The sequence below is a fragment of the Arthrobacter sp. zg-Y1143 genome, from assembly GCF_030125565.1.
Taxonomy (GTDB): domain Bacteria; phylum Actinomycetota; class Actinomycetes; order Actinomycetales; family Micrococcaceae; genus Arthrobacter_B.
The window spans coordinates 499533-522630 of the sequence record NZ_JASKLW010000004.1 but is presented as its reverse complement, the minus strand read 5'-3'; the positions used below and the strand labels follow the sequence as shown (position 1 = coordinate 522630).

Below are 23098 nucleotides of genomic sequence, written 5' to 3'. Positions count from 1 at the left end.
GGCGCCCGGCCCTTCCACGCGTACACGGCGCTACTTGCGCCCGATGAACCAGTCCTGCAGCTTCTTCAACCGCTTGTTCAGCTGCTCCTCGTTGGCCTGGGCCACGGACGGTCCGCCGCAGATCCGGCGCAGCTCGCTGTGCACCACCCCGTGGGGCATGCCGGAACGGGCGGACCAGGCGGAAACGTTCTTGGCCAGTTCTCCCCGCAGTTCGGTGAGCCGGCGGTGGTCCACCACCTCCGGGGCTTCCGCCGGCGGCGCCTCAGCCACCCCGGAACGGCGGCCCCTGCGCGAGAGCTGCTCATGCTGGCGCTGGCGCAGCAGCGTGCTCATCTGGTCTGCATCCAGCAATCCGGGAATCCCGAGGAAGTCCTGTTCCTCCTCACTGCCCAGCGCCCCGCCGGTGCCGAACTCGCCGCCGTCGAAAAGCACCCGGTCAAACGACGCCTGGGACTCCAGCGCCTCGAACTTCTGCTTGGTCAGCTCACCGGACGCCTTCTCCTCCCGGTTCGCGGCCTCCATCAGGCTGTCCTCCAGCCCGAAGCCTTCCTCTTCCAGATGGTTGTCCGGCCGGTCCAGGGCGTGGTCGCGTTCCACTTCCATCTGGTTGGCCAGCGCCATCAGGTTCGGCACCGAGGGCAGGAACACCGAGGCAGTCTCCCCGCGCTTGCGGGCACGCACAAAGCGGCCCACGGCCTGCGCAAAGAACAGCGGGGTGGCCGTGGAGGTGGCATACACCCCGACGGCGAGGCGCGGCACGTCCACGCCTTCGGACACCATCCGCACCGCCACCATCCACCGCTGCGTACCGGCGGAGAACTCTTCGATCTTCTCCGAGGCCTTGGCATCGTCGGAGAGGATGACCGTGGGAGACTCCCCCATGATCTTCTTCAACCAGCCGGCGTAGGCCCGCGCGTCGTCGTGGTCCGTGGCAATCACCAGGCCGCCGGCGTCGGGCACGGACCGGCGGACCTCGGTGAGGCGCCGGTCAGCCGCGGCGAGCACGGCCGGAATCCATTCTCCGGTGGGGTTCAGTGCCGTGCGCCAGGCCTGGGCCGTAATGTCCTTGGTGACGGCAGCCTCGCCCAGCGACGCCGCCATCTCGTCTCCGGCGCTGGTGCGCCAGCGCATCTGGCCGGAGTACGCCATGAACATCACCGGCCGGACCACATGGTCCTTGAGCGCCTGGCCGTAGCCGTAGGTGTAGTCCGCCTTGGACCGGCGGATCCCGTCCCGGTCTTCGACGTACTCCACGAACGGGATGGCGGCAGTGTCCGAACGGAACGGCGTACCGGTGAGGGACAGCCGCTTGGCTGCCGGTTCGAAGGCCTCGCGGATGCCGTCGCCCCAGGACAGTGCGTCGCCGCCGTGGTGGACCTCATCCAGGATCACCAGGGTGCGGGCCGCTTCCGTCTTGGCGCGGTGCAGCATGGGCTTGGACGCCACCTGGGCGTAGGTGACGGCCACACCGATGAACCCGTGGCCGTGCCGGCCGTCGGCGTTCTTGAAGTTCGGGTCGATGGCCAGGCCAACCTTGGCGGCGGCGTCGGCCCACTGCCGCTTCAGGTGATCGGTGGGCGCGACGACGGTAATCCGGTTAACGATGCCGCGTTCCACAAGTTCGTTGGCCACCCGCAGCGCGAAGGTGGTTTTACCGGCGCCGGGGGTGGCCACGGCCAGGAAATCGCTGGCATTGGAAGCAAAGTACTTCTCCAGCGCTTCGGCCTGCCACTGGCGCAGCTTCGGGGCGGTACCCCAGGCGGCACGTTCAGGATAGGCGGGCGGCAGGGAGGCGCCGGCGCCGAAAAGCGTTTCGGAACTCACGCTGGGAACGCAACCTTTCCAGTTTCTCGATTGGTTGTTGCCGTACGGGCGCCGGACGGGGACAGCTCAAAGCACCTGCCGGCAGGGGCAGGCGTCAACACATAGGTCATGCAGGCATCAGGACTAACTGCCTTCAGCAGAAGAAGGCTGGGAAACGGGCGGTCAAGACGGCCGGACGGACGTATTACTTTTTGCCCTTGGGGTTGTCGCCCTCGGGGCGCAGGCCCTCATAGATTTCCTTGCAGGTGGGGCACACCGGGAACTTCTGCGGATCCCGGCCCGGGGTCCAGACCTTGCCGCACAGGGCAATAACCGGCTCGCCGGACAGCGCGGACTCCATGATTTTTTCCTTGCGCACGTAGTGGGCAAAGCGTTCGCTGTCACCGGGCTCCAGCTCTTCACGCAGTTCTTCGCGCTCGATGGTGGCCGTGGAGGTCCCGTTGTCATCCAGGCGGCGGGGATCGTTCTCGAAAGGATCTGGGGGCAGGCTCATGGACACCATCTTAGTACCCGGCACCTACTTGTTGACGGAGACCTGCTGCAGCAGTTCCGGACCCCGCGCGTCCAGCCAGCGGCCACCTACACGGATCCCGGCAACCAGCAGCCCGCCGCCCAGCACCAGCCCTGCGGCCAGTGTCACAACACCCCAGAGCGTACTGCCGGTAACCACCGCGGCAACCGCTGGTGCCAGCACCGGCAGCAGCAGGGCGAACAGGACCATGCTGAAGACGCCCTGGACCAGCAGGGACCGGCCGGTGGACCCCGGCGGTGTCTTGAAGGCGTTTTCACCCGGCAGCGGCACGTTGTAGGTGTACCGCGCAGAAACGACGCTGGACACGCCCAAGCCCGCCAGCAGCGCGCCCAGCCCCACGCCCAGGGACGGCAGCACCATCTCCGGCCAGCCGGTCAGGAACCCGGGCAGCACCGCCGCCAGGAGAACCGCCGGCACGGCAAACACGGCGCAGGCAAGGGCGCGGCCTGCCCGGTCCGCCCGGCCGCTCACGCCGGTGGACAGGTGCAGGGCAAAGGCGGTGTTGTCGTACGCGACGTCGGCGTGGAGCGAAAAGCCCAGCAGGAACCCGATCAGCGGAGCAAGCAGCAAGGTCACCAGCCAGGTGCCGTTGCCCTCGTAGCTGTTGGATCCGAAGACCAGGACCACGGCGAGCAGCGGCACAACCAGCAGCGAGGCGCTGTACCGCGGGTCGCGCAGCCAGTAGATCATGGCCCGGGCGGCAACAGCGCCGGACGGCGTGCCCGGGAACCGCGCGAACAATCCCAGCCCGCCGGCTTTGCCCCGGGCCGCTGCGGCCTGCGGCGGGTTGACCAGGGCGCGCTGCAGCAGCAGCTTCCAGGCCACTACCAGCGCCGCCAGGAAGGCTATACCGATGAGGGCCTTGGCGGCCGCGGCGCCGTAGTTGCCCAGGGCCACGTCGCCGGGCACGGACCACACGGCTCCGAGCGGTGTCCAGGACAGGCCGGACGCCAGCCGGATAAGGAAGTCCCCGCTGGAGGCAATGCCCTCCCCTACGGCGGAAATGATGGGGCCCAGCAGGACCAGCGGGATGATCAGGAGCATCGTGCTCGCTTCGCGGAACCGACGCGAACCGGTCAGGGACACCGCTGCAGAAACCGTGACGCGCGCTGCAACCAGGCAGGTGAACAACGCCGCCGCGGCCATCACCAGTGCTGCGGCCAGGGCGGCCGGTGAACGGTACCAGCCCAATGCCTGGGCCAGTACGGCCAACGCCGTGGCGGCGCCGGGGATGCCGATGAGCCCGCCCACGGCCAGCCCCGCCAACAGCTGCCGCATGGGAATGGCGTACGTGGTAAAGCGGGCCGGATCCAGGGTCAGATCCAGCCCGGAAAAAACGACCGGAATGAGCGCCCAGCCAAGGATGGCGGCGGAACCGGCGAGCACGACGGCGGTGCGCGCCAGTGCCGGGTCCGCGCCGACCACGAACAGTGCGGCCAGCAGGAAGGCCAGCAGCCCCAGGGCGTAAAGGGCGCCGAGGATGATCCCCACCAGCTGCCACGGGCTGCGGCGCAGCGAGTTGCGCAGCAGCAGCAGCTTCAGCCTCAGAAGGTGCGCAACCATTCCAGCCCCTCCGAGTGTGTACGGCCTCCCACGAGGGAAACAAAACGTTCTTCCAGGCTGGTGCCGCCGCGTACTTCATCCACGGTGCCCGCCGCCAGCAGGTTTCCGTTGGCTACCACCGCAACGTGGTCGCACATCCGCTGGACCAGGTCCATCACATGGCTGGACACAATTACGGTTCCGCCGGAGGAAACGTAACCGGACAGGATGTCGCGGATGTTGGCGGCGGAGACCGGATCCACCGCCTCGAAAGGCTCGTCCAGGACCAACAGCCGCGGTGCGTGGATAAGCGCGGAAGCAAGCGCCACCTTTTTGGTCATGCCCGCGGAGTAGTCCACCACCAGCTTGCCTGCATCCGCGGTGAGGTCCATCGCGGCCAGCAGGTCCTTGGTGCGCGAAGCCACCGTGTCCCGGTCCATGCCGCGCAGCAGGCCGGCGTAGGCCACCAGCTGCTCGCCGGTCAGCCGGTCAAAGAGCCGCACGCCGTCCGGCAGGATGCCCATCAGCCGCTTGGCTTCCAGGGGGTGGGCCCATACATCGGTGCCGTGCACCGCCGCAGTGCCCTGGTCCGGGCGGAGGAGCCCGGTGGCCAGGGACAGCATGGTGGTTTTGCCGGCGCCGTTGGGGCCCACCAGTCCGTAGAACGAACCGGCGGGCACGTCCAGGCTGATCCCGTTCACGGCCACCTTGCCGCCGAATCTTTTCGCGAGGCCGCGCACCGCCAGGGCGGGGGCCGGTCCTGGTGTTTGGGTCATGGGACCAGATTAACGCCGGGACGGGCCGGAGTGCTCCGCACAAAGGACCAGATTCACGCCCGTGTCCCCGGGGGAGGCTCCCTCCCGGGGACTACCTGCGCCGGCTGATCTGGATGCACCGGGCGGGCGGCGTGCCCTAGAAGCCGGCGGGCCGGGCGGCCCGCTCATACTGGGGCACCCAGGGCAGCTTCGCGTCCAGCTCGGCCGCGGCTCGCATCCACCAATGCGGGTCGCGCAGGGCGGCCCGGGCAATCAGGACGGCATCCGCCGAGCCTGCCTGCAGCACCTGCTCGGCCTGCGCGCCGGTGTCAATAAGCCCGACGGCGGCCGTGGGAACGGACGCTCCGCGGCGGACAGCCTCCGCGTATTCCACCTGGTAGTTCGGTCCTACGGGAATAACGGCACCCGGAACCGCTCCGCCGGTGGACACGTCGATGAGGTCCACTCCGTGTTCCCGGGCCTGCCGGGACAGGACCACCGAAGATTCAGAGTCCACTCCCCCGGGCATCCAGTCCGTGGCAGAGATTCGCAGCAGCAGGGGCATGGACTCGGGGATGACCGCCCGCACCGCGTCAATGACCGCCAGGGTCAGCCGGTTGCGTCCGTCTTCACTGCCGCCCCATGCATCGGTGCGTGTGTTGACCAGCGGGCTGAGGAACTGGTGCAGGAGGTAGCCGTGTGCACCGTGGATTTCGATGGTGTCGAAGCCGGCGTCCACCGCGCGTACCGCTGCGTCGGCGAAATCGGAGATGACGCGGCGGATGCCGGCCTCGTCCAGTTCGACGGGCGCGGCGTAGGTGCCGAACGGGTCCGCTGTGGGACCCACCGCCTGCCAGCCGCCGTCCCCGAGGGGAACGCTGCCGTGCCCGGCCGCAAAGGGAGCATAGGTGGAGGCCTTCCGGCCGGCGTGGGCCAGTTGGATGCCGATGCGTGCGTCCACGGCACCGTGCCGGTGCACGAAGTCGGTGATGCGGCGCCAGCCTGCAGCCTGCTCGTCATTCCATATACCGGCATCCTGCGGACTGATCCGGCCCTCCGGACTGACGGCAGCAGCTTCGGTAATAATCAGGGCTGCACCGCCGGCGGCAAAGGAACCCAGGTGCATCAGGTGCCAGTCATTGGGCACACCCGGCGCGTTGGCGGGGTCCGCGGGATTCACGGCGTCAGCTGAGTACTGGCACATGGCGGCGACCCAGCCGCGGTGGGCCAGCTCCAAACCGCGCAGGGTGATCGGGTCAAAAAGCGATGGTGTATCCACGGAAAAAGCGCCCTTCCTAGAACAGTGCCCGGGCGAGGGCGGAACGGGCCTTAGTGACCCGCGGATCGGATACACCCACTACTTCGAAGAGGTCCAGCAGCCGCAGCCGGGCTGTCTCCCGGTCCTCGCCGCGCACCCGCCCGATTAGGCCGGTGATGCGCCGGAAGGCGTCCTCAACGTGCCCGCCGGCAATGTCCACGTCCGCCACGGCCAGCTGGGCCTGCACATTGTCGGGCTCCTCTGCACCTGCACGGCGGATCCCGTCGGCGTCGACCCCGCGCAGGCGGGCCATCAGCTCCACTTGTGCCAGGCCGGCCTTGGCTTCTGCGTCGGCAGGCTGCTCTGCCAGCGCCTTGCGGTAGGCGGCCGCGGCGGCGTCATAGTCCTCGGCATTGATGGCATCGAAGGCTTCCTGGTGCAGCGGAGGCAGCGGGGCCTCTTCGGCCGGCGTTTCAGGGGCAGCCCCGTCCAGGGCGCCGTTGACGCCGTTGGTAGCGGCAACCTGCATCAGTTCGGCAACGACGGCGCGGATCTGTTCTTCGGGCAGGGCCCGGTCGAACAGGGGCACCGGCTGGCCCTTGAGCACGGCTGCGACGGTGGGAACCGCAATAGCCTGGAAGGCCTGGGCAATCTGCGGATAGGCGTCAACGTCAACGCGGGCAAGCAGCATCCTGCCGTTCTGCTCGACGGCGACGGCGGCCAGGACCGCTGAAACATTCTGCGACTCGGCGCTGGTATGCGAATACAGGTCGATGACCACCGGCACATCAGCGGAAAGCTGCACCACCTGCGGGAAGGTCTGCTCCGAAACCTCCACAACAAAGGGTGAGGAAGCGGGCGCGGCTCCAGCTGCCGGGCCGGAGGCAGGGGCGGCGGCTGCCGCAGCGGGCGGGGCGGCGGAACGGGCCTTGAGGGCGGAGAGGTCGACTGCACCCCGCAGGTTCACAGGTGAGGGGGCCGCCGACGACGGGCGGTGGTTCGGTGTGCTCATTTCTTCACCTTATTACGCCGCGCCCCGTCACCGGCAAGCCCGTGCCCGCATCCCTGCCGGCGGCGCGGGGCTTGCCCCGGATCCTTGCGCTCCGCCGCCTTCGCAGCTACTTCAGGGTTGCGCCCAACAGCTGCTGGGCGGCACCCACCACCTGCGCCTGGCTGTTGCTCCCGGCGGCAGGAACGTAGACCATCACCGCTTCACCGTGGCGCACGTCAATGCCTGCACCGGTGTTGGCCTCGCCGGTGAGCGACTGGTACACGGTCCCTTCCAAGTTGATCGAGTCGCCGGCTTCCTTGGGGGTGCTGGAGAACGTGTTGGCGAGGTAGCCGAAAACGATGGCCCCGCCGTCGGCCGTGCGCAGCGCGTGCGTAGCCGAGGGCTCGGCAGTGTGCGTAAACGTGTTCGTGGCGAACTCGTTCTTGGGGTCGGTCTTGACCTGTTCCTGGAACTTCACCACGTCCTCGGTGAACCGGTTTCCGGCGAATGTTGCCTTGTTGTCGCCCTGGGGGTTGGTCAGCGAATCGGCGAGGGCGGCCACGGCCTGCTGCGGGCTCATCAGGAGACCGTTGGCGGAATCGGCCGGAATCTGGTCAGCGCCGGTTCCGGCGGCAGGGGGCTGCGGGAACGTGCTCGCCGGAAGCATCTGGACGGCTGATACAAGCTTGTAGTTCTCGCGTGCCGAGGCCTGGACCAGCAGGAGCGCCTGCGGCACAGGGTTGGCCTCGCCCTGGGTGACGGCGACGATGGTCCGGGGCCAGCTGTCGGTGGCGGCAACTGACTGGGTCCGCAGAGTCTGCGCAGCCACCGGAACCGGAGCTTCGTGATCGGCGGCCTTCGCAGCCACCGCATAGTTCGCCTCGCGCAGGGCATAGGCGGAGCCGCCGACGCGGGGTGCCAGTGCGTTCGCGTCCTTCGCCGCATCGCCGGCCTCAACGGTGCCGGCGACGTCGGCAAGGATGCGCTCCAGCTGCGAATCCAGCACAACCGGGCGGGAGCCTGCTGAACCCTCTTCCGCCAACGCGGGGGCGGGGGTGGCCACAAGTACCAGCGCCGCGGCGGCAGCTGCCGCCATGGCCGGACGACGGCGTGCGGGGGCATGGGCGGTGAAAGCAGAGGTGGAGCTGGGTGACTTTTCGGCGGGAACAGAACGGTTGTCCGGGCCGGCGCTGCGGCGGCCGCCGCGGCGCGGGGTGTCACCGCTGCGCAGGAAGCCCAGGGCAAGGCCGAGGACCGCCAGCAGTGCACCGAGCACAATCAGCGGAACGGCAAGCGGCCGGCTGGCGTCACTGTCCCAGGTCAGCGTCACGTCGCCGGGAGCAGCAGCGGTGCCGTCGGTGGCCAGCAGGATCTCCCAGTCGCCCTCAGTCGGCGCCTTCCAGTCATAGGACAGCTCGCCCTCCCCTGCTTCCTCTACTACCCAGAGGTCGGAACCGGCAGGATTCGGGGTCTTCGCCTCGCCCTGTTCGGAGGCTGCGGCCAGCTCGTCGCCGTCTGCGGCTTCCAGCCGATTGGCGGCGGCTTCGCCTACCCACGCTTCGACGTCGTTGGCCCGGCCAACCGCCAAGGTGAAGGGGGCATCCTGGCGGACCGTGATTTCCACGCCGTCCGGATAGCCGGCCAGCAGTTCCGCGTCGAGGACGGTCACCGGTGCTTTGGCGTCGCTGACGGCAGCGGACGCCGATTCGGTCTCCGGGGGCGCCCAAATGGTGCGCTGCCCAATGCCTACCAGCATCAGCAACACCCCAAGGACGATCAGCGGAACTGCAAATTTGTTTCGCACAACTTACCTATCTTCAGTCAACGACATCTCTGGGCGGCCGCATCCCTGCCCCGGGCAGGCGGGAGCGGGGCCTCATATGCGGCGGCCCCGGCGCGGCGGTTTATTAGTTGTCCTGGCACTTTATAACCCAATGGTAACGAAATCCCGTTCCACCTCCCATTCGCGCCGCCGGCGCCCGCTGCTGTCCGGGTGCGGGGATGCCGCCGAGGATGCGGGAGGAACGGACCGCAAAGGGCCACGGCTGATAGGGTTTCGCAACGTACCAAGAGGCAAAAACAGCAGAGGGAGAGCGTACGCAAATGAGCGAGAACGAGGACGTGCCTGTCCACGCACCGCTCCCCGGACCGGCTGCGAAGGGACCCCGCACGGCAAAGCCCGATTCAGCGGAGACCGGCGGTACCCGCGGGGCAGCGGGGCGGACGCGGATGCCCGGGTTCCTCTCCACGGCATCGGACCGGGTGCGGTACAGCCTGCGCCACGGAGTGCCGGGCGCCCGGCCCCGGCGGCGCTTCGAGTTTCCGCCGGAGGAAACGCCCGAAGTCGTAGTGGATCCAGAGGTCCGGCTGCCGGATGAACGCCTGAGCATCAGCGGTGCCGAGCATGCCGAACCCGACGTCCACAGCCTGCGTACCCATCCCATTTACTTCGGCTTTATGCTCACCGTGGGCGTGGGGCTGGCCCTGCTGCTGTACTTCGTCATCACCAACGTGGGCGAGTTGCTGGTGTGGATCGGGGCCGCGCTCTTCATTGCCCTGGGGCTGGACCCGGTGGTCCGCTGGCTCGCGGCCCGGCGCATCCCCCGTCCCGCAGGCATCGCCATCACGGTGCTGGTGCTGGCCGGCGTCGTCGCCGCCTTCTTCGCAACACTGATTCCCACAATCGTCAGCCAGACCTCGGAAATTATTTCCAAGGCGCCGGGCTACGTCGATAACTTCCTGGCCTCGGACTTCTTCATTAACATTGACCGGCAGTTCAAGGTACGTGACCGGATCGACGAGGAGGTCACGAAGTTCTTCTCGAACGGTGATGCCGTGGGCGGGGTGTTCGGCGGGGTCCTCAGCGTTGGCACCGTGATTGCCAACGGCCTGTTCGGCGCGTTGATCATCCTGGTCCTGACCCTGTATTTCCTGGCCTCCCTGCCCTCCATGAAGAAGTGGGCCTACCGGCTCGCCCCGCGCAGCCGCCGCCGGCGGGTGGAAGCCCTGTCCGAGGAAATCACCGGCAGCGTGGGCAACTACGTGATCGGCCAGGGATTCGTAGCCCTCCTCGACGCCACCTACGCGTTCATTGTGATGACGATTACCGGGGTGCCATTCTCGGTGCTGCTCGCGTTCCTGGTGGCGCTGTTGGCCTTCATCCCGCTGGTGGGTCCGCCCATCGCGCTGGTCCTGGTGTCACTGGTGGCACTGACCGTGGGGTGGCAGACGGCAGTCGTGTTCGCCATCCTGTACATGGCCTACCTGCAGTTCGAAGCGTATTTTGTTTCGCCGCGGGTGATGCAGCGCGCCGTGGCGGTGCCCGGGGCGGTGGCCGTCATCGCGGTGATCGCCGGCGGCACCCTGCTGGGCGTCCTCGGCGCACTCATCGCCATTCCCACTGCGGCGGCGATCCTGCTGCTGCTCAAGGAAGTCTTTATCGCCCGCCAGGACCACCACTAGTATCGGCGGCGGATCCGCCAGCAGTGGCTGTGCCAGTGCCGGCGGCCCTCCACTGCCGCCTGCCGGCCCAGCAGCGAGTCCTCCTGCCAGACCACCAGGTGCGGAGTTCCGGGCGGAATGACCTGCCCGCAGCCGGGGCACCGGTAGTCCTTGGCAGCGTTCTTGGCGGTGATCTGCCGCACGGACCATTCTCCGTCGGGGCCGCTCTCATGGTGCGGAATTCCGGCGCGGGTACGCTCCAGATCCATGTCCGGGGCCGCAGCGGCCCACTTGCGCCGGGCATTCCTTCCGGCGGGGCTGCCGGCGGCGGGCGCGCGGCGGGGACGGTTGGAACGGGGCATGTAAGTCATTTTGCCGCAGATGAGCCGGTAAAGTGCAACTGTGCGTTTAGTAATAGCCCGCTGCTCCGTTGACTACGTCGGCCGCCTCCGTGCCCATTTGCCCCTGGCCGTAAGGCTCCTGATGGTCAAGGCCGACGGTTCCGTCCTGATCCATTCCGACGGCGGCTCCTACAAGCCGCTGAACTGGATGAGCCCTCCGGCCACCATGCGCAGCGTGGAACCGGACGCTACGGATGCCGAAGCCGGTGTCACGGAAGTATGGAACGTCCAGAGCGCCAAGACCGACGACCGCCTGGTGATCAGCATCCATGAGCGGTTCTCCGACGTTTCCCATGACCTGGGCGTTGACCCCGGACTCATCAAGGACGGCGTGGAAGCGGACCTGCAGCGGCTGCTGGCCGAACAGATCAACCGCCTGGGCGAGGGCTACACCCTCATCCGCCGCGAGTACATGACGGCCATCGGTCCCGTGGACATCCTGGCCCGCGATTCCTCCGGTGCCACGGTGGCCGTGGAGCTCAAGCGCCGCGGCGACATCGACGGCGTCGAGCAGCTGACCCGCTACCTTGAACTGCTCAACCGGGATCCGCTGCTGGCTCCGGTCAAGGGGATCTTCGCCGCCCAGCAGATCAAGCCGCAGGCCCGGGTGCTGGCCGAAGACCGGGGCATCTCCTGCCTGACCCTGGACTACGATGCCATGCGCGGAGTGGATGACCGGGACTCCCGTCTTTTCTGAGCCTGCAGTTGCGCTGCTGCCCCGCCGGCTCAGGGCATGCCTAGAATCGGTGCATGACTCCTACTGCGCCTTCCGCAACCCGCGGCTATCTCCGGGGCACCGTCCTCACTCCCGACGAGCCGGTTTCCGACGGCGTGCTGGCCTTCGAGGGCGACCGGATTGTGTATGCCGGACCCGCGTCCGGATTTGATGACGCCGGGTGGCCGGACCCGGTGGCGGTCCCCCCTGGTGCGCTGATCATTCCCGGCCTGGTGGACCTGCACTGCCACGGCGCCCTGGGCTCCGACTTCGCCACCGCCGGCCCCGACGGGATCCGGCAGGCGGTATCCTTCCTGCACGCCTCGGGGACCACTTCCCTGCTGGCCAGCATGGTCACCGGATCCCGCCAGTCCCTCCTGGCGGCCGCGGAGCGGCTGGGCGCCCTGGCCCGCGAGGGGCTCATTGCGGGCATCCACGCCGAGGGGCCCTTCCTCTCGCCGGTGCGCCGGGGTGCGCAGGACCCCGAGTACCTGCTCGCTCCCGATCCGGATTTCGTGGATGCGCTGGTAGAGGCTTCCGACAGTGAGCTGGTGACCATGACCTACGCTCCGGAGCTTCCAGGGGCCGAGGACCTGGTGGACAGGCTCATCCTGCGGGGCGTCACCCCCTCCCTGGGCCACACCGACGCCGACGACGCCACCGCCGCGGCGTCGCTTGCGTGGGCCCGTGACGAGATGGACGAGGCCGGGTTTGACGGCTACGCACCCCGCCCCACCGTGACGCACCTGTTCAACGGAATGCCGCCGCTCCACCACCGCTCCCCCGGGCCTGCCGCTGCCTGCCTGCGGGCCGCACGGAAGGGCGACGCCGTGGTCGAGGTAATTGCCGACGGCGTGCACATGGACCCGGCCATGGTGCGGACCGTCTTCGAGCTGGCAGGCGCCGGCAACATAGCCCTGGTCAGTGATGCCATTGCAGCTACCGGTCTGCAGGACGGCAGCTACCGGCTGGGCAACCTGGCCGTGGAAGTCCGTGCCGGTACCGCCCGCCTGGCCGGGGGTGGATCAATTGCCGGCGGCACGGCCACCCTGCTGCAGTGCCTGCAGCGGACCGTGGCTGCGGGCGTGCCGCTGCACGACGCCGTGCGCGCCGCAGCCGAGGTGCCTGCCGACGTGCTCCGGCTGGCGGACGAAGTTGGCGCACTTCGCCGGGGACTGCGCGCCGACGCACTGGTGCTTACACCCGATCTTCAGCTGCACGCGGTGCTGCGGCTCGGCTCGTGGCTGGACGCCCCGGAAACTCTGAAAACTGGGAAAAATAGTTGAAAATATTTCGTTTCCGGCATTGACCCCGGAAATCGGTTATGCCACTCTATTACCAAGTCTTTGTGTAGGTGTATTTCATGCTCGCAAGACCGTTGCGAGCGAGAAGCTCCTCAAGGAACTGCTGAACGGCAAGAACTTGGGCTTTCTTGCTTCAGTAACATAACCCGGCACGAAGCGTGCAGGTAAGTTCCATTTATGAGGAGAAATAATGGCTCAGGGTACCGTCAAATGGTTTAACGCCGAAAAGGGCTTCGGCTTCATCACCCCGGACGACTCCGACGGCGACGTCTTCGTCCACTACTCCGAAATCCAGACCAACGGATTCAAGACCCTCGACGAGAACCAGCGCGTTTCCTTTGAAATCGGCCAGGGCGCCAAGGGCCCCCAGGCCACCGGCGTCACCGCCCTCTAAGGACCGCGTTCCCTTCGGGACAACAGTTTTACAGCAAACGTAAAAGCCCCCGGCAGCTGCCGGGGGCTTTTACGTTTTCGAGGGTTCGTCCTTTATCCGCGGCGGCGCACCACATTGGCGCCCAGGCCGCGAAGGTTTTCCATAAAGTTCTCATAGCCGCGGTCGATATGCTCCACACCGCGCACCTCGGTAGTTCCGTCTGCCGCAAGACCGGCAATAACCAGCGCAGCTCCGGCACGAATGTCATTGGCGACAACCGGCGCAGCGGAAAGCATCGGCACGCCTTGGATAAGGGCGTGGTGGCCGTCCAGCCGGACCACTGCCCCCAACCGGGCCAATTCCGACGTAAAGCCCCAGCGCGCTTCAAACACATTCTCCGTCACCATTCCCGAACCGGCTGACACCGCGTTCAGGGCCACCACAAACGGTTGCAGATCGGTGGGGAAACCCGGATAAGGCAGGGTCGATACATTGATCGGTTCCGGCGTGGCCGGACCCTTCACGGAGAACCAGTCCTCCCCCGTGCTGACCTCGCAGCCGGCCTGGACCAGTTTGTCCAGCACCACGGCCAGAGCCGATGCATCTGCGGACCGTACTTCGATTTCGCCCCCGGTGATCGCCGCCGCAAACGCCCACGTTCCGGCAACAATCCGGTCCGGCACGGTGCGGTGGACCACAGGATGCAGTGCGTCGACGCCCTCGATGACCAGCGTGTTGGTACCCACGCCGGTGATCCGGGCACCCATCGCATTGAGCATCTGCGCTATGTCACTGATCTCCGGTTCGCGTGCAGCGTTGTCGATCACCGTGCGTCCGCGGGCCAGGGTGGCTGCCATCATCAGGTTTTCCGTGGCACCCACGCTGGGGAAGTCCAGGATGTGAGCCGCGCCGTGCAGGCCTTCCGGCACCGACGCCACCAGGTAGCCGTGGTCTATCCCGATCGAGGCGCCCATCAGCTCCAGGCCGGAACGGTGCATGTCCAGTCCGCGGGAACCGATGGCGTCGCCGCCGGGCAACGCCACCTCGGCGCGCCGGCACCGGGCCACCAGCGGGCCAAGTACGGAAATGGAGGCCCGCATGGCACGGACCAGGTCATAGTCGGCCTGGTGGCCCAGCTCCCGGGGCACATCCACCGCCACGGACGCGGCGTCGACGTCGTAGTCCACTGTGCAGCCCAGCCGGCGCAGCAATTCGGCCATGATCCAGACGTCCTGGATGTTGGGCACGTTGGTGATGACCGACCGCCCCTGCGCGAGCAGGGTTGCGGCCATCAATTTCAGGACGCTGTTCTTCGCGCCGGGAACAGTGACGGCGCCGCGCAGGGTGGACGGACCGGTAACAACAATGACGTCTTCCATTACTCCATTCTAGGTGGAGCCGGCGCACCGTCCGGGCCGCCAACAGTGCCCGGACAGCACAAAAGGCACAGGGGAATCCCTGTGCCTTTGATGCTTGGGCTTTGGCCGGCCGGTGCTACCGCCAGGTGCCGATGCCAACTACGGGGCCGGCTTCGATCCAGGACGACAGTCCGGTGTAGGCCTCATAGTTCATGGCCACCAGGACAGCGCTGCCCTCGTAATTCAGCCGTACCACTACGGCGCCCGGCTGGATGCGTGCGCGCTCGGCCTCGGTGGGTTCGCGCCAGCCGCCCATTTCCAGCGAACTGCGCAGGAAACGGTAGGGCGGGCGCGGACTCAGTGATACGAGCCGCAGCCACTCCAAGTGGGTGTCCGTATAACGGCAAACCCCCATCCGCCACCCGCCGGGCGGGAAGCAGATGGAGGCATCAAGAGTCCCCAGGGTGCGCCGCAGCTGACTGCGGCGCACCCAGAAAAGCAGTACTGCGAGGACAAGCAGCCCGAACAGGGCAGCCAGCGCAATGAACACGTAAGAACCGTCCATTGGTGGGGGTCAGCGGATCCCGGCGGTTGCTTCGTTGGTCACCTTCGCATTGTCGGCCACAATGACCACGCGGTTGTTGTCCACGGAGAAGAAACCACCGTCGACGCTCACCTCAATGCGGGAGCCGGAAACCGGCTCAATGGCCAGTCCACCCTCAGCAAGGATGGCCAGCACCGGCGAGTGGCCGGGAAGGATCCCGATCTCGCCGTCGCTGGTGCGGGCCTTGACCATCTTCGCCGCACCGGACCACACGAAGTGGTCGGCTGCGACAATCTCAACCTGGAGTTCAGCAGTGTCCGCCATGGGGCTCACTTCCCGGTCTGCTCTTGGATCTTCGCCCACTGACGCTCGACATCATCCATGCCGCCGACGTTGAAGAAGGCCTGCTCGGCGATGTGGTCCACGTCGCCGTCGCAGATGGCCTTGAAGCCCTCGATGGTGTCCTTGACGGAAACCGTGGAGCCTTCGACGCCGGTGAACTGCTTGGCGGTGTAGGTGTTCTGCGAGAGGAACTGCTGGATACGGCGTGCACGCGACACGACGATCTTGTCCTCTTCGGAGAGTTCGTCGACACCGAGGATGGCGATGATGTCCTGCAGTTCCTTGTTCTTCTGGAGGATCTGCTTGACGCGGATAGCCGTGTCGTAGTGCGCCTGGCCGACGTACTGCGGGTCGAGGATGCGCGACGTCGAGGTCAGCGGATCCACGGCCGGGTACAGGCCGCGGGATGCGATTTCACGGGAAAGTTCCGTGGTCGCGTCCAGGTGGGCGAACGTGGTGGCCGGGGCCGGGTCGGTGTAGTCGTCAGCAGGGACATAAATGGCCTGCATGGACGTGATCGAGTGACCCTTGGTGGACGTGATGCGCTCCTGCAGCAGACCCATCTCGTCAGCCAGGTTCGGCTGGTAGCCCACGGCGGAAGGCATGCGGCCGAGAAGAGTGGAAACCTCGGAACCTGCCTGCGTGAAGCGGAAGATGTTGTCGATGAAGAGCAGCACGTCCTGGTTCTGCACATCGCGGAAGTATTCCGCCATGGTCAGGCCGGAGAGGGCCACGCGAAGGCGCGTTCCCGGCGGCTCATCCATCTGGCCGAATACAAGGGCCGTGTCCTTCAGGACGCCTGCCTCTTCCATTTCAACCCAGAGGTCGTTGCCTTCACGGGTACGCTCGCCAACACCGGCGAATACCGAGGTACCGCCGAAGTTGCGGGCAACACGGGTGATCATTTCCTGGATCAGAACGGTCTTGCCGACGCCGGCGCCGCCGAACAGGCCGATCTTGCCGCCCTTGATGTACGGGGTCAGGAGGTCGATCACCTTGATGCCGGTTTCCAGCATCTCGGTGGAGCCCTCGAGGTCCGCGAAGTTCGGTGCCTTGCGGTGGATCGGCCAGCGCTCGGAGATTTCAAGCTTGTCAGCCGGAACGTCCAGGGGCTCGCCCAGCACGTTGAAGATGTGGCCCTTGACGCCGTCGCCTACGGGCACGGAGATGGGGGCACCGGTGTCGACCACGGCTGCGCCGCGGACCAGGCCGTCAGTGGCCTGCAGGGAGATTGCACGGATGAGGTTGTCGCCCAGGTGCTGGGAGGTCTCAAAGGTGATGGTGCGGGTTTCGCCGTTGACCGTCAGTTCGGTGGTCAGGGCGTTGTAGATGGTGGGGATTGCGTCAGCCGGGAATTCGACGTCGACAACCGGGCCAATGACACGGGCGATACGGCCTGTGGCGCCCGGTGCTACGGAGGTTGCTCCGTGCTCGGCAGTTTGGGCAGTCATCTCTCTCACTTCACTCAGTTAGATGGCGTGTGGACTAAGTTTTGTTTTGCGTTGGAGCTTCTTGCGGCGGTTGCTGCTGGTTAGGACGCGCTGAGCGCGTCTGCTCCGGCGACAATCTCCGAAAGCTCCTGGGTGATTTCAGCCTGACGGGCGTTGTTGCGAAGTCGCGTGTACTTCTTGATCAGGTCCGTGGCGTTATCCCCTGCGGCCTTCATGGCGCGCTGGCGGGCGGCAAGCTCGGAAGCTGCGGCCTGGAGCATGGCTGCGAAGATGCGCGACTCGATGTAGCGCGGCAGCAGTGCGTCCAGGACCTTTTCCGGCTCGGGCTCGTATTCGTAGAGAGGCAGGAACTCAGCGGTTGACTGGGCTTCTTCCTCTACTACCTCCAGCGGCAGCAGTCGGATGACCGCAGGTTCCTGAATAACCATGGACTTGAAGCGCGTGTACACGATGTGGATTTCGTCCACGCCGCCGTCTTCGTAGGCCGTATTGAAGTCATCGAGGAGTGCCTTGCCGATTTCTCGGGCTGTTTCGAACTCGGGTGCGTCGGTACCGCCGGTCCAAACCCGTTCCACTGAACGGTTGCGGAAGTCGTAGTACGCCTGCGCCTTGCGTCCGACAAGGTAGGTCTTAACTTCCTTGCCCTCTTCACGGAGCAATTCATTAAGTGCTTCGCCCTGCTTGAGGACACCGGCGGAGTATGATCCGGCAAGACCGCGGTCGGAGGTCATGATGACCACGGCTGCGCGCCGGATCTGCTCCGGTTCGGTGGTCAGCGGATGATCGATCTCCGACTGGGATGCCACAGCAGAAACGGCACGGGTGATCGCATTGGAGTAAGGCAGTGACGCAGCCACACGGGTGCGCGCCTTTCCAATGCGAGAGGCAGCAATCAGCTCCATCGCCTTGAAGATCTTCTGCATCGACGTGGTCGACGCGATCTTCTGGCGGTAGACCCGAATTTGGGCTCCCATACTTTTCCTTTCAGTTCCTAGCGTTCGAACTAGGGGCTAAGGCAAGGGCCAAGGGTCCGCTGCCGGGCGGTGTGCCCGGCAGCGGAGGTCCAAAGCCGTTAGCGCTTCTGCTTGACGATCTTTTCCTGGTCTACGGCTTCCCCGTCCAAGGCGGAGGTTTCTTCGTGGCCGGCGGCAACCATGCGGTTGTCACCTTCGCCGAAGAAGCCCTGCTTGAAGTTGGTGATGAGGGTCTTCATCTCATCAACCGTGGAGTCCTCGAGCTTGTTCGTCTCGGCCAGGACGGTCATGACGGACGAGGAGTGGCGTACGTGCTCCAGGAACTCGGCCTCGAAGCGGCGGACGTCCTCAACGGGAACGTCGTCCAGGTAGCCGTTGGTGCCCATCCAGATCGATACGACCTGGTCTTCCACCGGGTACGGGGCGTACTGGCCCTGCTTGAGCAGTTCCATCAGGCGTGCGCCGCGGGTCAGCTGCTGGCGGGAAGCCGCATCCAGGTCCGAAGCGAACATGGCGAATGCCTGCATGTCGCGGTACTGGGCCAGTTCCAGCTTCAACGTACCGGAGACCTTCTTCATGGCCTTCTGCTGTGCGGCGCCACCAACACGCGACACGGAGATACCGACGTCGACGGCGGGGCGCTGGTTGGCGTTGAAGAGATCCGACTGGAGGAAGATCTGGCCGTCAGTGATGGAGATGACGTTGGTCGGGATGTAGGCCGAGACGTCATTTGCCTTGGTCTCGATGATCGGCAGGCCGGTCATCGAGCCTGCACCGAGCTCGTCGGAGAGCTTGGCACAACGCTCCAGCAGGCGGGAGTGCAAGTAGAAGACGTCGCCCGGGTAGGCTTCGCGTCCCGGCGGGCGGCGCAGCAGCAGCGACACGGCGCGGTAGGCTTCGGCCTGCTTGGAGAGATCATCAAAGATGATCAGGACGTGCTTGCCGCCGTACATCCAGTGCTGGCCGATGGCCGAACCGGCGTACGGTGCCAGGTACTTGAAGCCGGCCGGGTCGGATGCCGGGGAGGCCACAATGGTGGTGTACTCCATGGCGCCCTTGTCTTCCAGCGTGCGCTTGATTTCAGCGACGGTGGAAGCCTTCTGACCGATGGCGACGTAGATGCAGCGAACCTGCTTCTGCACGTCGCCGGAGTCCCAGTTGGCCTTCTGGTTCAGGATGGTGTCCACGGCAATGGCGGTCTTACCCGTCTTGCGGTCACCAATGATCAGCTGGCGCTGTCCGCGGCCGATCGGGATCATGGCGTCGATTGCCTTGAGGCCGGTCTGGAGCGGCTCATGGACCGACTTGCGCTGGGTAACGCCCGGTGCCTGGAGTTCCAGGGCACGGCGTGCCTCGGCCTGGATCGGGCCCAGGTCATCCATGGGCTCGCCCAGCGGGTCGACAACGCGGCCCAGGAAGGCATCGCCTACGGGTACGGACAGGACTTCACCGGTGCGGTGAACTTCCTGGCCTTCTTCGATACCGGCAAAGTCGCCAAGTACAACGACACCGATTTCACGGGTGTCAAGGTTCTGGGCCAGGCCCAGCGTGCCGTCCTCGAACCGAAGCAGCTCATTCGCCATAACGGAGGGCAGGCCCTCCACACGGGCAATGCCGTCGCTGGCGGTGGTTACGCGGCCAACTTCAACGCGCTCTGCGTTTCCGGGTTCGTAGGACGCCGCGAATTCATTCAACGCATTACGGACGTCGTCGGCGTTGATGGTCAATTCGGCCATCTGCAGTCCCTGCTCTCCTATGTTGTGATCATCGCTTGAAAGCCGATGACCGTGATTGGTACTCAATTGTTTCTCCGGCCGTTTCCGGCCGTGACGTGACTAGACAGCGAGCTTTCGGCGAAGTTCCGTCAGGCGTGTTGCAACGGTGGAATCAACTACTTCATCCCCCACTGTGACACGGATGCCGCCCAGAATCGCCGGGTCCACGTTGACGTTGATCTTCAGCTCGCGGCCATACAGTCCGTTGAGAGAGGACTGCAGACGCTTCTGCTGTTCCTGCGTCAGCGGACGGCTGGACTGCACTTCGGCAATCCACCGCTGCTGCCGGGCAGCTACCAGTTCCATGAAGCGGGTGACCAGTGCCGAGGGCCGCAGGCCGCGCGGGGCGGTCACTGCCTGCCTGATCAGCACCTTTGCTTCAGCGCCCGCGCCCGGTACCAGCTTCAGCGCCAGTTCGGAACGCGCTGCGGCCGAAGCCTGCGGTTCCTGCAGGGCACGCTGCACCTCATGGTTGGCTGCAACGGCCTGGTTGAAGCGGAACAGTTCGCTTTCCAGGGCCTCGAGCCCGGCCAGGCCGGGACCCTTGTTTTCCGCTACAGCGGAAACAACCGTTGCACCCAGGGTTTCCAGGGCATCGCCGAGGTCACGCGCAGTGCGCCACCGCGACTCCACCAGAGAAGCAACAAGCTGCTCGGCGCTGGTCGAAACCTTGCCGCCTACCAGCTTCGAGACCAGGGCTGCCTTGGCGGAGGCTTCACGAGCCGGATCCGTCAGTGCGCGGACCAGACCGGCGTCGCTGTCCAGCAGGCCAAGAATTCCAAAGAGTTCCTCGGCCAGGGACGCAGTGGCGCCGGGAAGCATGCCTTCCAGCTTCGTCTGTGCCGCGGCCAGGGACTCGCTCGATATACCTGCCATTACTGGACCGCACCTGCGTTCTGGGATTCCAGGTCGTCAAGGAAGCGGTCAACTACACGGGCAGCACGGGCATCGTCGGCGAGGGACTCGCCTACGATCTTGCCTGCCAGCTCCGTGGCGAGGGTGCCCACTTCGCTGCGGAGCGAAACGACAGCTGCCTGGCGCTCCGCCTCAATGGCGACGTGGGACTGTTCCATGATGCGGGCGGATTCGGCGCCTGCCTTGGCCTTGAGGTCAGCGAGGATCTGGGCGCCTTCGGCGCGTGCTTCCTCGCGGATCCGGTTGGCCTCGGTGCGGGCATCGATCAGCTGCTGCTTGTATTCATCCAGGGCCGCGCTGGCCTCGGCCTGTGCGGCTTCGGCCTTCTTGAGTCCGCCTTCGATGGCCTCGGTACGCTCTGCGTACGTCTTCTCGAACATCGGGACGACGAACTTGACCACGATGAACATCAGCACAGCGAAGCCAAGCAGTGTTACGAGGATCTCCCAGATGTTTGGGATCAGAGGATTCGCGCCTTCTTCAGCGGCGAGGATTAGTGCCTCGTTCATTTCAATCCGTCCTATCTACTTGGTTAGGAAAATACGCGCTGAAGTTAGCTGAGGACGAACGCGAAAACCAGACCAAGGATAGCCAGTGCTTCAGTCAGTGCCAGGCCCAGGAAGGCGATGGGCTGCAGGACGCGCTGGGCTTCCGGCTGACGGGCTACACCGTTGATGTAGGCAGCGAAGACCAGACCCACGCCGATGGCGCCGCCGATGGCGGACAGACCGTAGCCGACGAGGTTGATGTTGCCGTTGATTTCACCAATCATTTGGCTTGTTCCTTTCAAGATGCCCCGGAGGGCAGGTTGTGTGGTTCAGGGGTTTCCCCCGGAGAGGGGAGGTTTAGTGTTCCTCGGCGATTGAGCCTTGGATGTAGATCGCGGTCAGCAGGGTAAAGACGTAGGCCTGCAGGACCTGGATCAAGACTTCGAACAGGAACATAGCGACGCCGCCGATCAGGGTGAGAGCACCCAGCGGCTTCAGCAGTCCCTCAGCCTCGAGCAGCAGGAACGAGGTTCCGGCACCCGCCAGCATGATGATGAGGTGGCCCGACAGCATGGTTGCGAAGAGTCGCAGGCTGTGCGTGATCGGACGGACCAGGAAGGTGGAGATGATTTCGATCAGCACCACGAGGGGCAGGATGGCAATCGGCACGCCGGACGGAACCGTGGCGTACTTGAAGTAGGCAATGCCGTGCTTCTTGATGCCGAGGATGATCCAGGTGAAGTACACGATGCCGGCCAGGGCGTAAGCCGTGCCCACGTGGGACGTGGTCGGCAGCTGCGCCAGCGGGATGCTGCCCCAGAGGTTGTTGATCAGGATGAAGAAGAAGAGCGAGAACAGCAGCGGGGTGAAGGCCTTGAAGTCCTTTTCACCGATGATGTCCCGGCCGATCGAGTTGCGAACGAAGTTGTAGCTCCACTCGCCCAGGAACTGCAGCCGGCCCGGGACCATCTGGCCCTTTCGGGCAGCGGCTACGAAGAACCATCCGAGAATGAGGACGGAAAGGAGGATAAGCAGCATCTGCTTACCAAATCCTTCTCCACTTTCGGCGCCCCAGGGAAGGATCTCAGGGAGGTGCATGTCTTCGAGGGTGGGTGGAACGAATCCCTCGTCATTGGAGGCGGGAAGCGCAAGCGCGATCAACGCGTTTCCTCTCTGCTGTGTCCATCGTTGGGCATATCATTGGCGGGCACGCGCGAGGTGCGCCCTCTAAACAGGTTTTGTGAAATCAATTCGATTTATCCGTATCCGGCTGTTTTCCACCCTTGGCGGGTCGGTCCGCATCCGTGGCCTGCCTGTGCGCGGCGGCCACATAGTAGCCACTGACCGCGCCCAGAACGATACCGGCCGGTAAAATCCAGCGAGTTCCCAGGAGACTATCCAGGCTCCACCCTATCAAACCCAAGGCGATGATTCCCGCCAGCACATACTGCAGTGCTGCGCGGCGCCTGGACGCGGGAGCTTGGAAGGCTGCGGGGGTAACTGCGGGCTTTTTCTCAGGCATTCGAAGCTCCTTCGCTGGAAGGTTCCGCTGCTTCGGTAAAGATCAGGTGCCGGGTTGCTGCAAAGGCACGGATCTCCGTTGCCTGCCACAGAACCACGGCGCCGACAGCACTCAACGCAAACCATTCACGGTGCAGCCATTCCGGCGTACCCAATCCGAAAAGAATGACGGCGAAACCCACAACTTTTATGGCATAGGTAACTACGAACATTCCAATTGCGCCCGAAGGATTCCTCCGGCCGACAAAATGCCCAACCAAGAGGCTGATGCCGAAGAAGGCCGCAATGAGGAACCATCCGAGCACAGAACTTGCCGCAGCGTATCCGTCCGCAAACACTGCCGCCGAGGCCGCAGCCAGCACGGCTGCGCCCCCGGTGACGGCAAGGGCCCGACCGAGGATCCCCAGCCAGGGGGCCTTCGTTGGCCCGGAGGGGGTCAGGAACCCGCTGGTGCGGGAACCGTCTGTGGATCTCATGTGTGGGCAGTCTTCCTTGCCTGGATGGTTCGCCTGGATACTTCTGGAAAAGGCGCGGGGCTACCGCGACCCTTGAATTCTACAGTACATAGAAGAAGCCCCCGGCCCGGCCGCGGCG

At 65.4% G+C, this 23098-nt stretch carries 24 protein-coding genes; 4 read left to right on the top strand and 20 right to left on the bottom strand.

Annotation, left to right across the window (positions count from 1 at the left end; translation table 11 throughout):
- Positions 1-30 precede the first annotated feature (30 nt).
- The 7 genes from QNN98_RS06520 to QNN98_RS06490 form a co-directional block, all read right to left on the bottom strand.
- Positions 31-1824 (bottom strand): DEAD/DEAH box helicase, encoded by a 1794-nt coding sequence (locus tag QNN98_RS06520; RefSeq protein ID WP_283996565.1) that lies wholly within the window; start codon positions 1822-1824, stop codon positions 31-33.
- A gap of 184 nt (positions 1825-2008) precedes the next feature.
- On the bottom strand, positions 2009-2317 hold the full coding sequence (locus tag QNN98_RS06515; RefSeq protein ID WP_227918249.1) for a DUF3039 domain-containing protein: 309 nt from the start codon (positions 2315-2317) through the stop codon (positions 2009-2011).
- A 24-nt stretch (positions 2318-2341) separates the two neighbouring features.
- Positions 2342-3919, bottom strand: a complete 1578-nt coding sequence (locus tag QNN98_RS06510; protein ID WP_283996564.1) for a transporter — start codon at positions 3917-3919, stop codon at positions 2342-2344.
- Entirely contained in the window at positions 3901-4674 is a 774-nt protein-coding gene (locus QNN98_RS06505; protein ID WP_227913862.1) for an ABC transporter ATP-binding protein, read from the bottom strand. The genes QNN98_RS06510 and QNN98_RS06505 overlap by 19 nt, the downstream gene beginning before the upstream one ends.
- 136 nt (positions 4675-4810) lie before the next feature.
- Positions 4811-5932: an NADH:flavin oxidoreductase/NADH oxidase gene (locus QNN98_RS06500; protein WP_283996563.1), complete on the bottom strand. Its 1122-nt coding sequence runs from the start codon at positions 5930-5932 to the stop codon at positions 4811-4813.
- Between the two features lie 16 nt (positions 5933-5948).
- The gene (locus tag QNN98_RS06495) at positions 5949-6923 is read right to left on the bottom strand and encodes a co-chaperone YbbN (protein ID WP_283996562.1); all 975 of its coding nucleotides are present in this window, start codon (positions 6921-6923) and stop codon (positions 5949-5951) included.
- Positions 6924-7029: 106 nt separating this feature from the next.
- The gene (locus QNN98_RS06490) at positions 7030-8706 is read right to left on the bottom strand and encodes a DUF8094 domain-containing protein (RefSeq protein WP_283996561.1); all 1677 of its coding nucleotides are present in this window, start codon (positions 8704-8706) and stop codon (positions 7030-7032) included.
- A gap of 299 nt (positions 8707-9005) precedes the next feature.
- On the opposite strand from QNN98_RS06490, the gene QNN98_RS06485 reads away from it, so the two are divergent.
- Positions 9006-10364, top strand: a complete 1359-nt coding sequence (locus QNN98_RS06485) for an AI-2E family transporter (RefSeq protein ID WP_502864610.1) — start codon at positions 9006-9008, stop codon at positions 10362-10364.
- Here QNN98_RS06485 and QNN98_RS06480 read toward each other — a convergent pair.
- On the bottom strand, positions 10361-10705 hold the full coding sequence (locus QNN98_RS06480) for an Rv1322 family protein (protein ID WP_227913858.1): 345 nt from the start codon (positions 10703-10705) through the stop codon (positions 10361-10363). The two genes, QNN98_RS06485 and QNN98_RS06480, sit on opposite strands and share 4 nt — an antisense overlap.
- A 40-nt stretch (positions 10706-10745) precedes the next feature.
- Between QNN98_RS06480 and nucS the strand changes: the two genes are divergently transcribed.
- The 3 genes from nucS to QNN98_RS06465 all read left to right on the top strand — a co-directional run bounded on the left by nucS (position 10746) and on the right by QNN98_RS06465 (position 13157).
- Positions 10746-11441: an endonuclease NucS gene (gene nucS / locus QNN98_RS06475; RefSeq protein WP_227924897.1), complete on the top strand. Its 696-nt coding sequence runs from the start codon at positions 10746-10748 to the stop codon at positions 11439-11441.
- A gap of 53 nt (positions 11442-11494) precedes the next feature.
- Positions 11495-12745, top strand: coding sequence for an N-acetylglucosamine-6-phosphate deacetylase (locus QNN98_RS06470; protein ID WP_283996560.1), 1251 nt, complete (start codon positions 11495-11497; stop codon positions 12743-12745).
- A 208-nt stretch (positions 12746-12953) separates the two neighbouring features.
- Positions 12954-13157 (top strand): cold-shock protein, encoded by a 204-nt coding sequence (locus tag QNN98_RS06465; protein WP_146361532.1) that lies wholly within the window; start codon positions 12954-12956, stop codon positions 13155-13157.
- 92 nt (positions 13158-13249) lie between these two features.
- Here the strand turns inward: QNN98_RS06465 and murA are convergent, their stop codons facing one another.
- The 12 genes from murA to QNN98_RS06405 all read right to left on the bottom strand — a co-directional run bounded on the left by murA (position 13250) and on the right by QNN98_RS06405 (position 22980).
- Positions 13250-14515: a UDP-N-acetylglucosamine 1-carboxyvinyltransferase gene (gene murA / locus QNN98_RS06460; protein ID WP_227913855.1), complete on the bottom strand. Its 1266-nt coding sequence runs from the start codon at positions 14513-14515 to the stop codon at positions 13250-13252.
- A gap of 115 nt (positions 14516-14630) precedes the next feature.
- Positions 14631-15059, bottom strand: a complete 429-nt coding sequence (locus QNN98_RS06455; protein WP_227913854.1) for a DUF2550 domain-containing protein — start codon at positions 15057-15059, stop codon at positions 14631-14633.
- Between the two features lie 9 nt (positions 15060-15068).
- On the bottom strand, positions 15069-15362 hold the full coding sequence (locus QNN98_RS06450; RefSeq protein WP_227913853.1) for a F0F1 ATP synthase subunit epsilon: 294 nt from the start codon (positions 15360-15362) through the stop codon (positions 15069-15071).
- Positions 15363-15367: 5 nt separating this feature from the next.
- The gene (gene atpD, locus QNN98_RS06445; RefSeq protein ID WP_227913852.1) at positions 15368-16831 is read right to left on the bottom strand and encodes a F0F1 ATP synthase subunit beta; all 1464 of its coding nucleotides are present in this window, start codon (positions 16829-16831) and stop codon (positions 15368-15370) included.
- An 80-nt stretch (positions 16832-16911) separates the two neighbouring features.
- On the bottom strand, positions 16912-17805 hold the full coding sequence (locus QNN98_RS06440) for a F0F1 ATP synthase subunit gamma (protein WP_227913851.1): 894 nt from the start codon (positions 17803-17805) through the stop codon (positions 16912-16914).
- A 98-nt stretch (positions 17806-17903) separates the two neighbouring features.
- On the bottom strand, positions 17904-19541 hold the full coding sequence (gene atpA, locus QNN98_RS06435) for a F0F1 ATP synthase subunit alpha (protein ID WP_227913850.1): 1638 nt from the start codon (positions 19539-19541) through the stop codon (positions 17904-17906).
- 99 nt (positions 19542-19640) lie between these two features.
- Positions 19641-20456, bottom strand: coding sequence for a F0F1 ATP synthase subunit delta (locus tag QNN98_RS06430; RefSeq protein ID WP_227913849.1), 816 nt, complete (start codon positions 20454-20456; stop codon positions 19641-19643).
- Positions 20456-21004 carry a F0F1 ATP synthase subunit B gene (locus tag QNN98_RS06425; protein WP_227913848.1) on the bottom strand — a complete coding sequence of 183 codons (549 nt, stop codon included), beginning with the start codon at positions 21002-21004 and terminating at the stop codon, positions 20456-20458. Before QNN98_RS06425 ends, QNN98_RS06430 begins: the two co-directional genes overlap by 1 nt.
- A gap of 44 nt (positions 21005-21048) precedes the next feature.
- A complete protein-coding gene (gene atpE / locus QNN98_RS06420) occupies positions 21049-21267 on the bottom strand; it encodes an ATP synthase F0 subunit C (RefSeq protein WP_227913847.1) in 219 nt (72 codons plus the stop codon).
- A 73-nt stretch (positions 21268-21340) separates the two neighbouring features.
- Positions 21341-22144 (bottom strand): F0F1 ATP synthase subunit A, encoded by an 804-nt coding sequence (atpB, locus tag QNN98_RS06415; RefSeq protein ID WP_227913846.1) that lies wholly within the window; start codon positions 22142-22144, stop codon positions 21341-21343.
- Between the two features lie 85 nt (positions 22145-22229).
- Complete coding sequence (locus QNN98_RS06410; protein ID WP_227913845.1) at positions 22230-22505, bottom strand: AtpZ/AtpI family protein; 276 nt, start codon at positions 22503-22505, stop codon at positions 22230-22232.
- Positions 22498-22980, bottom strand: a complete 483-nt coding sequence (locus tag QNN98_RS06405) for a hypothetical protein (protein ID WP_227924900.1) — start codon at positions 22978-22980, stop codon at positions 22498-22500. The genes QNN98_RS06410 and QNN98_RS06405 overlap by 8 nt, the downstream gene beginning before the upstream one ends.
- Positions 22981-23098: the final 118 nt, after the last annotated feature.

Excerpts from the sequence above, each read along its gene's own strand:
- atpD (WP_227913852.1), bottom strand. The coding sequence starts at position 16,831 with ATGACTGCCCAAACTGCCGAGCACGGAGCAACCTCCGTAGCACCGGGC.
- atpE (WP_227913847.1), bottom strand. The coding sequence starts at position 21,267 with ATGATTGGTGAAATCAACGGCAACATCAACCTCGTCGGCTACGGTCTG.
- QNN98_RS06425 (WP_227913848.1), bottom strand. The coding sequence starts at position 21,004 with ATGAACGAGGCACTAATCCTCGCCGCTGAAGAAGGCGCGAATCCTCTG.
- QNN98_RS06450 (WP_227913853.1), bottom strand. The coding sequence starts at position 15,362 with ATGGCGGACACTGCTGAACTCCAGGTTGAGATTGTCGCAGCCGACCAC.
- QNN98_RS06405 (WP_227924900.1), bottom strand. The coding sequence starts at position 22,980 with ATGAGATCCACAGACGGTTCCCGCACCAGCGGGTTCCTGACCCCCTCC.
- QNN98_RS06480 (WP_227913858.1), bottom strand. The coding sequence starts at position 10,705 with ATGCCCCGTTCCAACCGTCCCCGCCGCGCGCCCGCCGCCGGCAGCCCC.
- QNN98_RS06410 (WP_227913845.1), bottom strand. The coding sequence starts at position 22,505 with ATGCCTGAGAAAAAGCCCGCAGTTACCCCCGCAGCCTTCCAAGCTCCC.
- atpA (WP_227913850.1), bottom strand. The coding sequence starts at position 19,541 with ATGGCCGAATTGACCATCAACGCCGACGACGTCCGTAATGCGTTGAAT.
- murA (WP_227913855.1), bottom strand. The coding sequence starts at position 14,515 with ATGGAAGACGTCATTGTTGTTACCGGTCCGTCCACCCTGCGCGGCGCC.
- QNN98_RS06485 (WP_502864610.1), top strand. The coding sequence starts at position 9,006 with ATGAGCGAGAACGAGGACGTGCCTGTCCACGCACCGCTCCCCGGACCG.
- QNN98_RS06465 (WP_146361532.1), top strand. The coding sequence starts at position 12,954 with ATGGCTCAGGGTACCGTCAAATGGTTTAACGCCGAAAAGGGCTTCGGC.
- QNN98_RS06515 (WP_227918249.1), bottom strand. The coding sequence starts at position 2,317 with ATGAGCCTGCCCCCAGATCCTTTCGAGAACGATCCCCGCCGCCTGGAT.
- QNN98_RS06510 (WP_283996564.1), bottom strand. The coding sequence starts at position 3,919 with ATGGTTGCGCACCTTCTGAGGCTGAAGCTGCTGCTGCTGCGCAACTCG.
- QNN98_RS06470 (WP_283996560.1), top strand. The coding sequence starts at position 11,495 with ATGACTCCTACTGCGCCTTCCGCAACCCGCGGCTATCTCCGGGGCACC.
- QNN98_RS06505 (WP_227913862.1), bottom strand. The coding sequence starts at position 4,674 with ATGACCCAAACACCAGGACCGGCCCCCGCCCTGGCGGTGCGCGGCCTC.
- QNN98_RS06495 (WP_283996562.1), bottom strand. The coding sequence starts at position 6,923 with ATGAGCACACCGAACCACCGCCCGTCGTCGGCGGCCCCCTCACCTGTG.
- QNN98_RS06440 (WP_227913851.1), bottom strand. The coding sequence starts at position 17,805 with ATGGGAGCCCAAATTCGGGTCTACCGCCAGAAGATCGCGTCGACCACG.
- QNN98_RS06430 (WP_227913849.1), bottom strand. The coding sequence starts at position 20,456 with ATGGCAGGTATATCGAGCGAGTCCCTGGCCGCGGCACAGACGAAGCTG.
- QNN98_RS06455 (WP_227913854.1), bottom strand. The coding sequence starts at position 15,059 with ATGGACGGTTCTTACGTGTTCATTGCGCTGGCTGCCCTGTTCGGGCTG.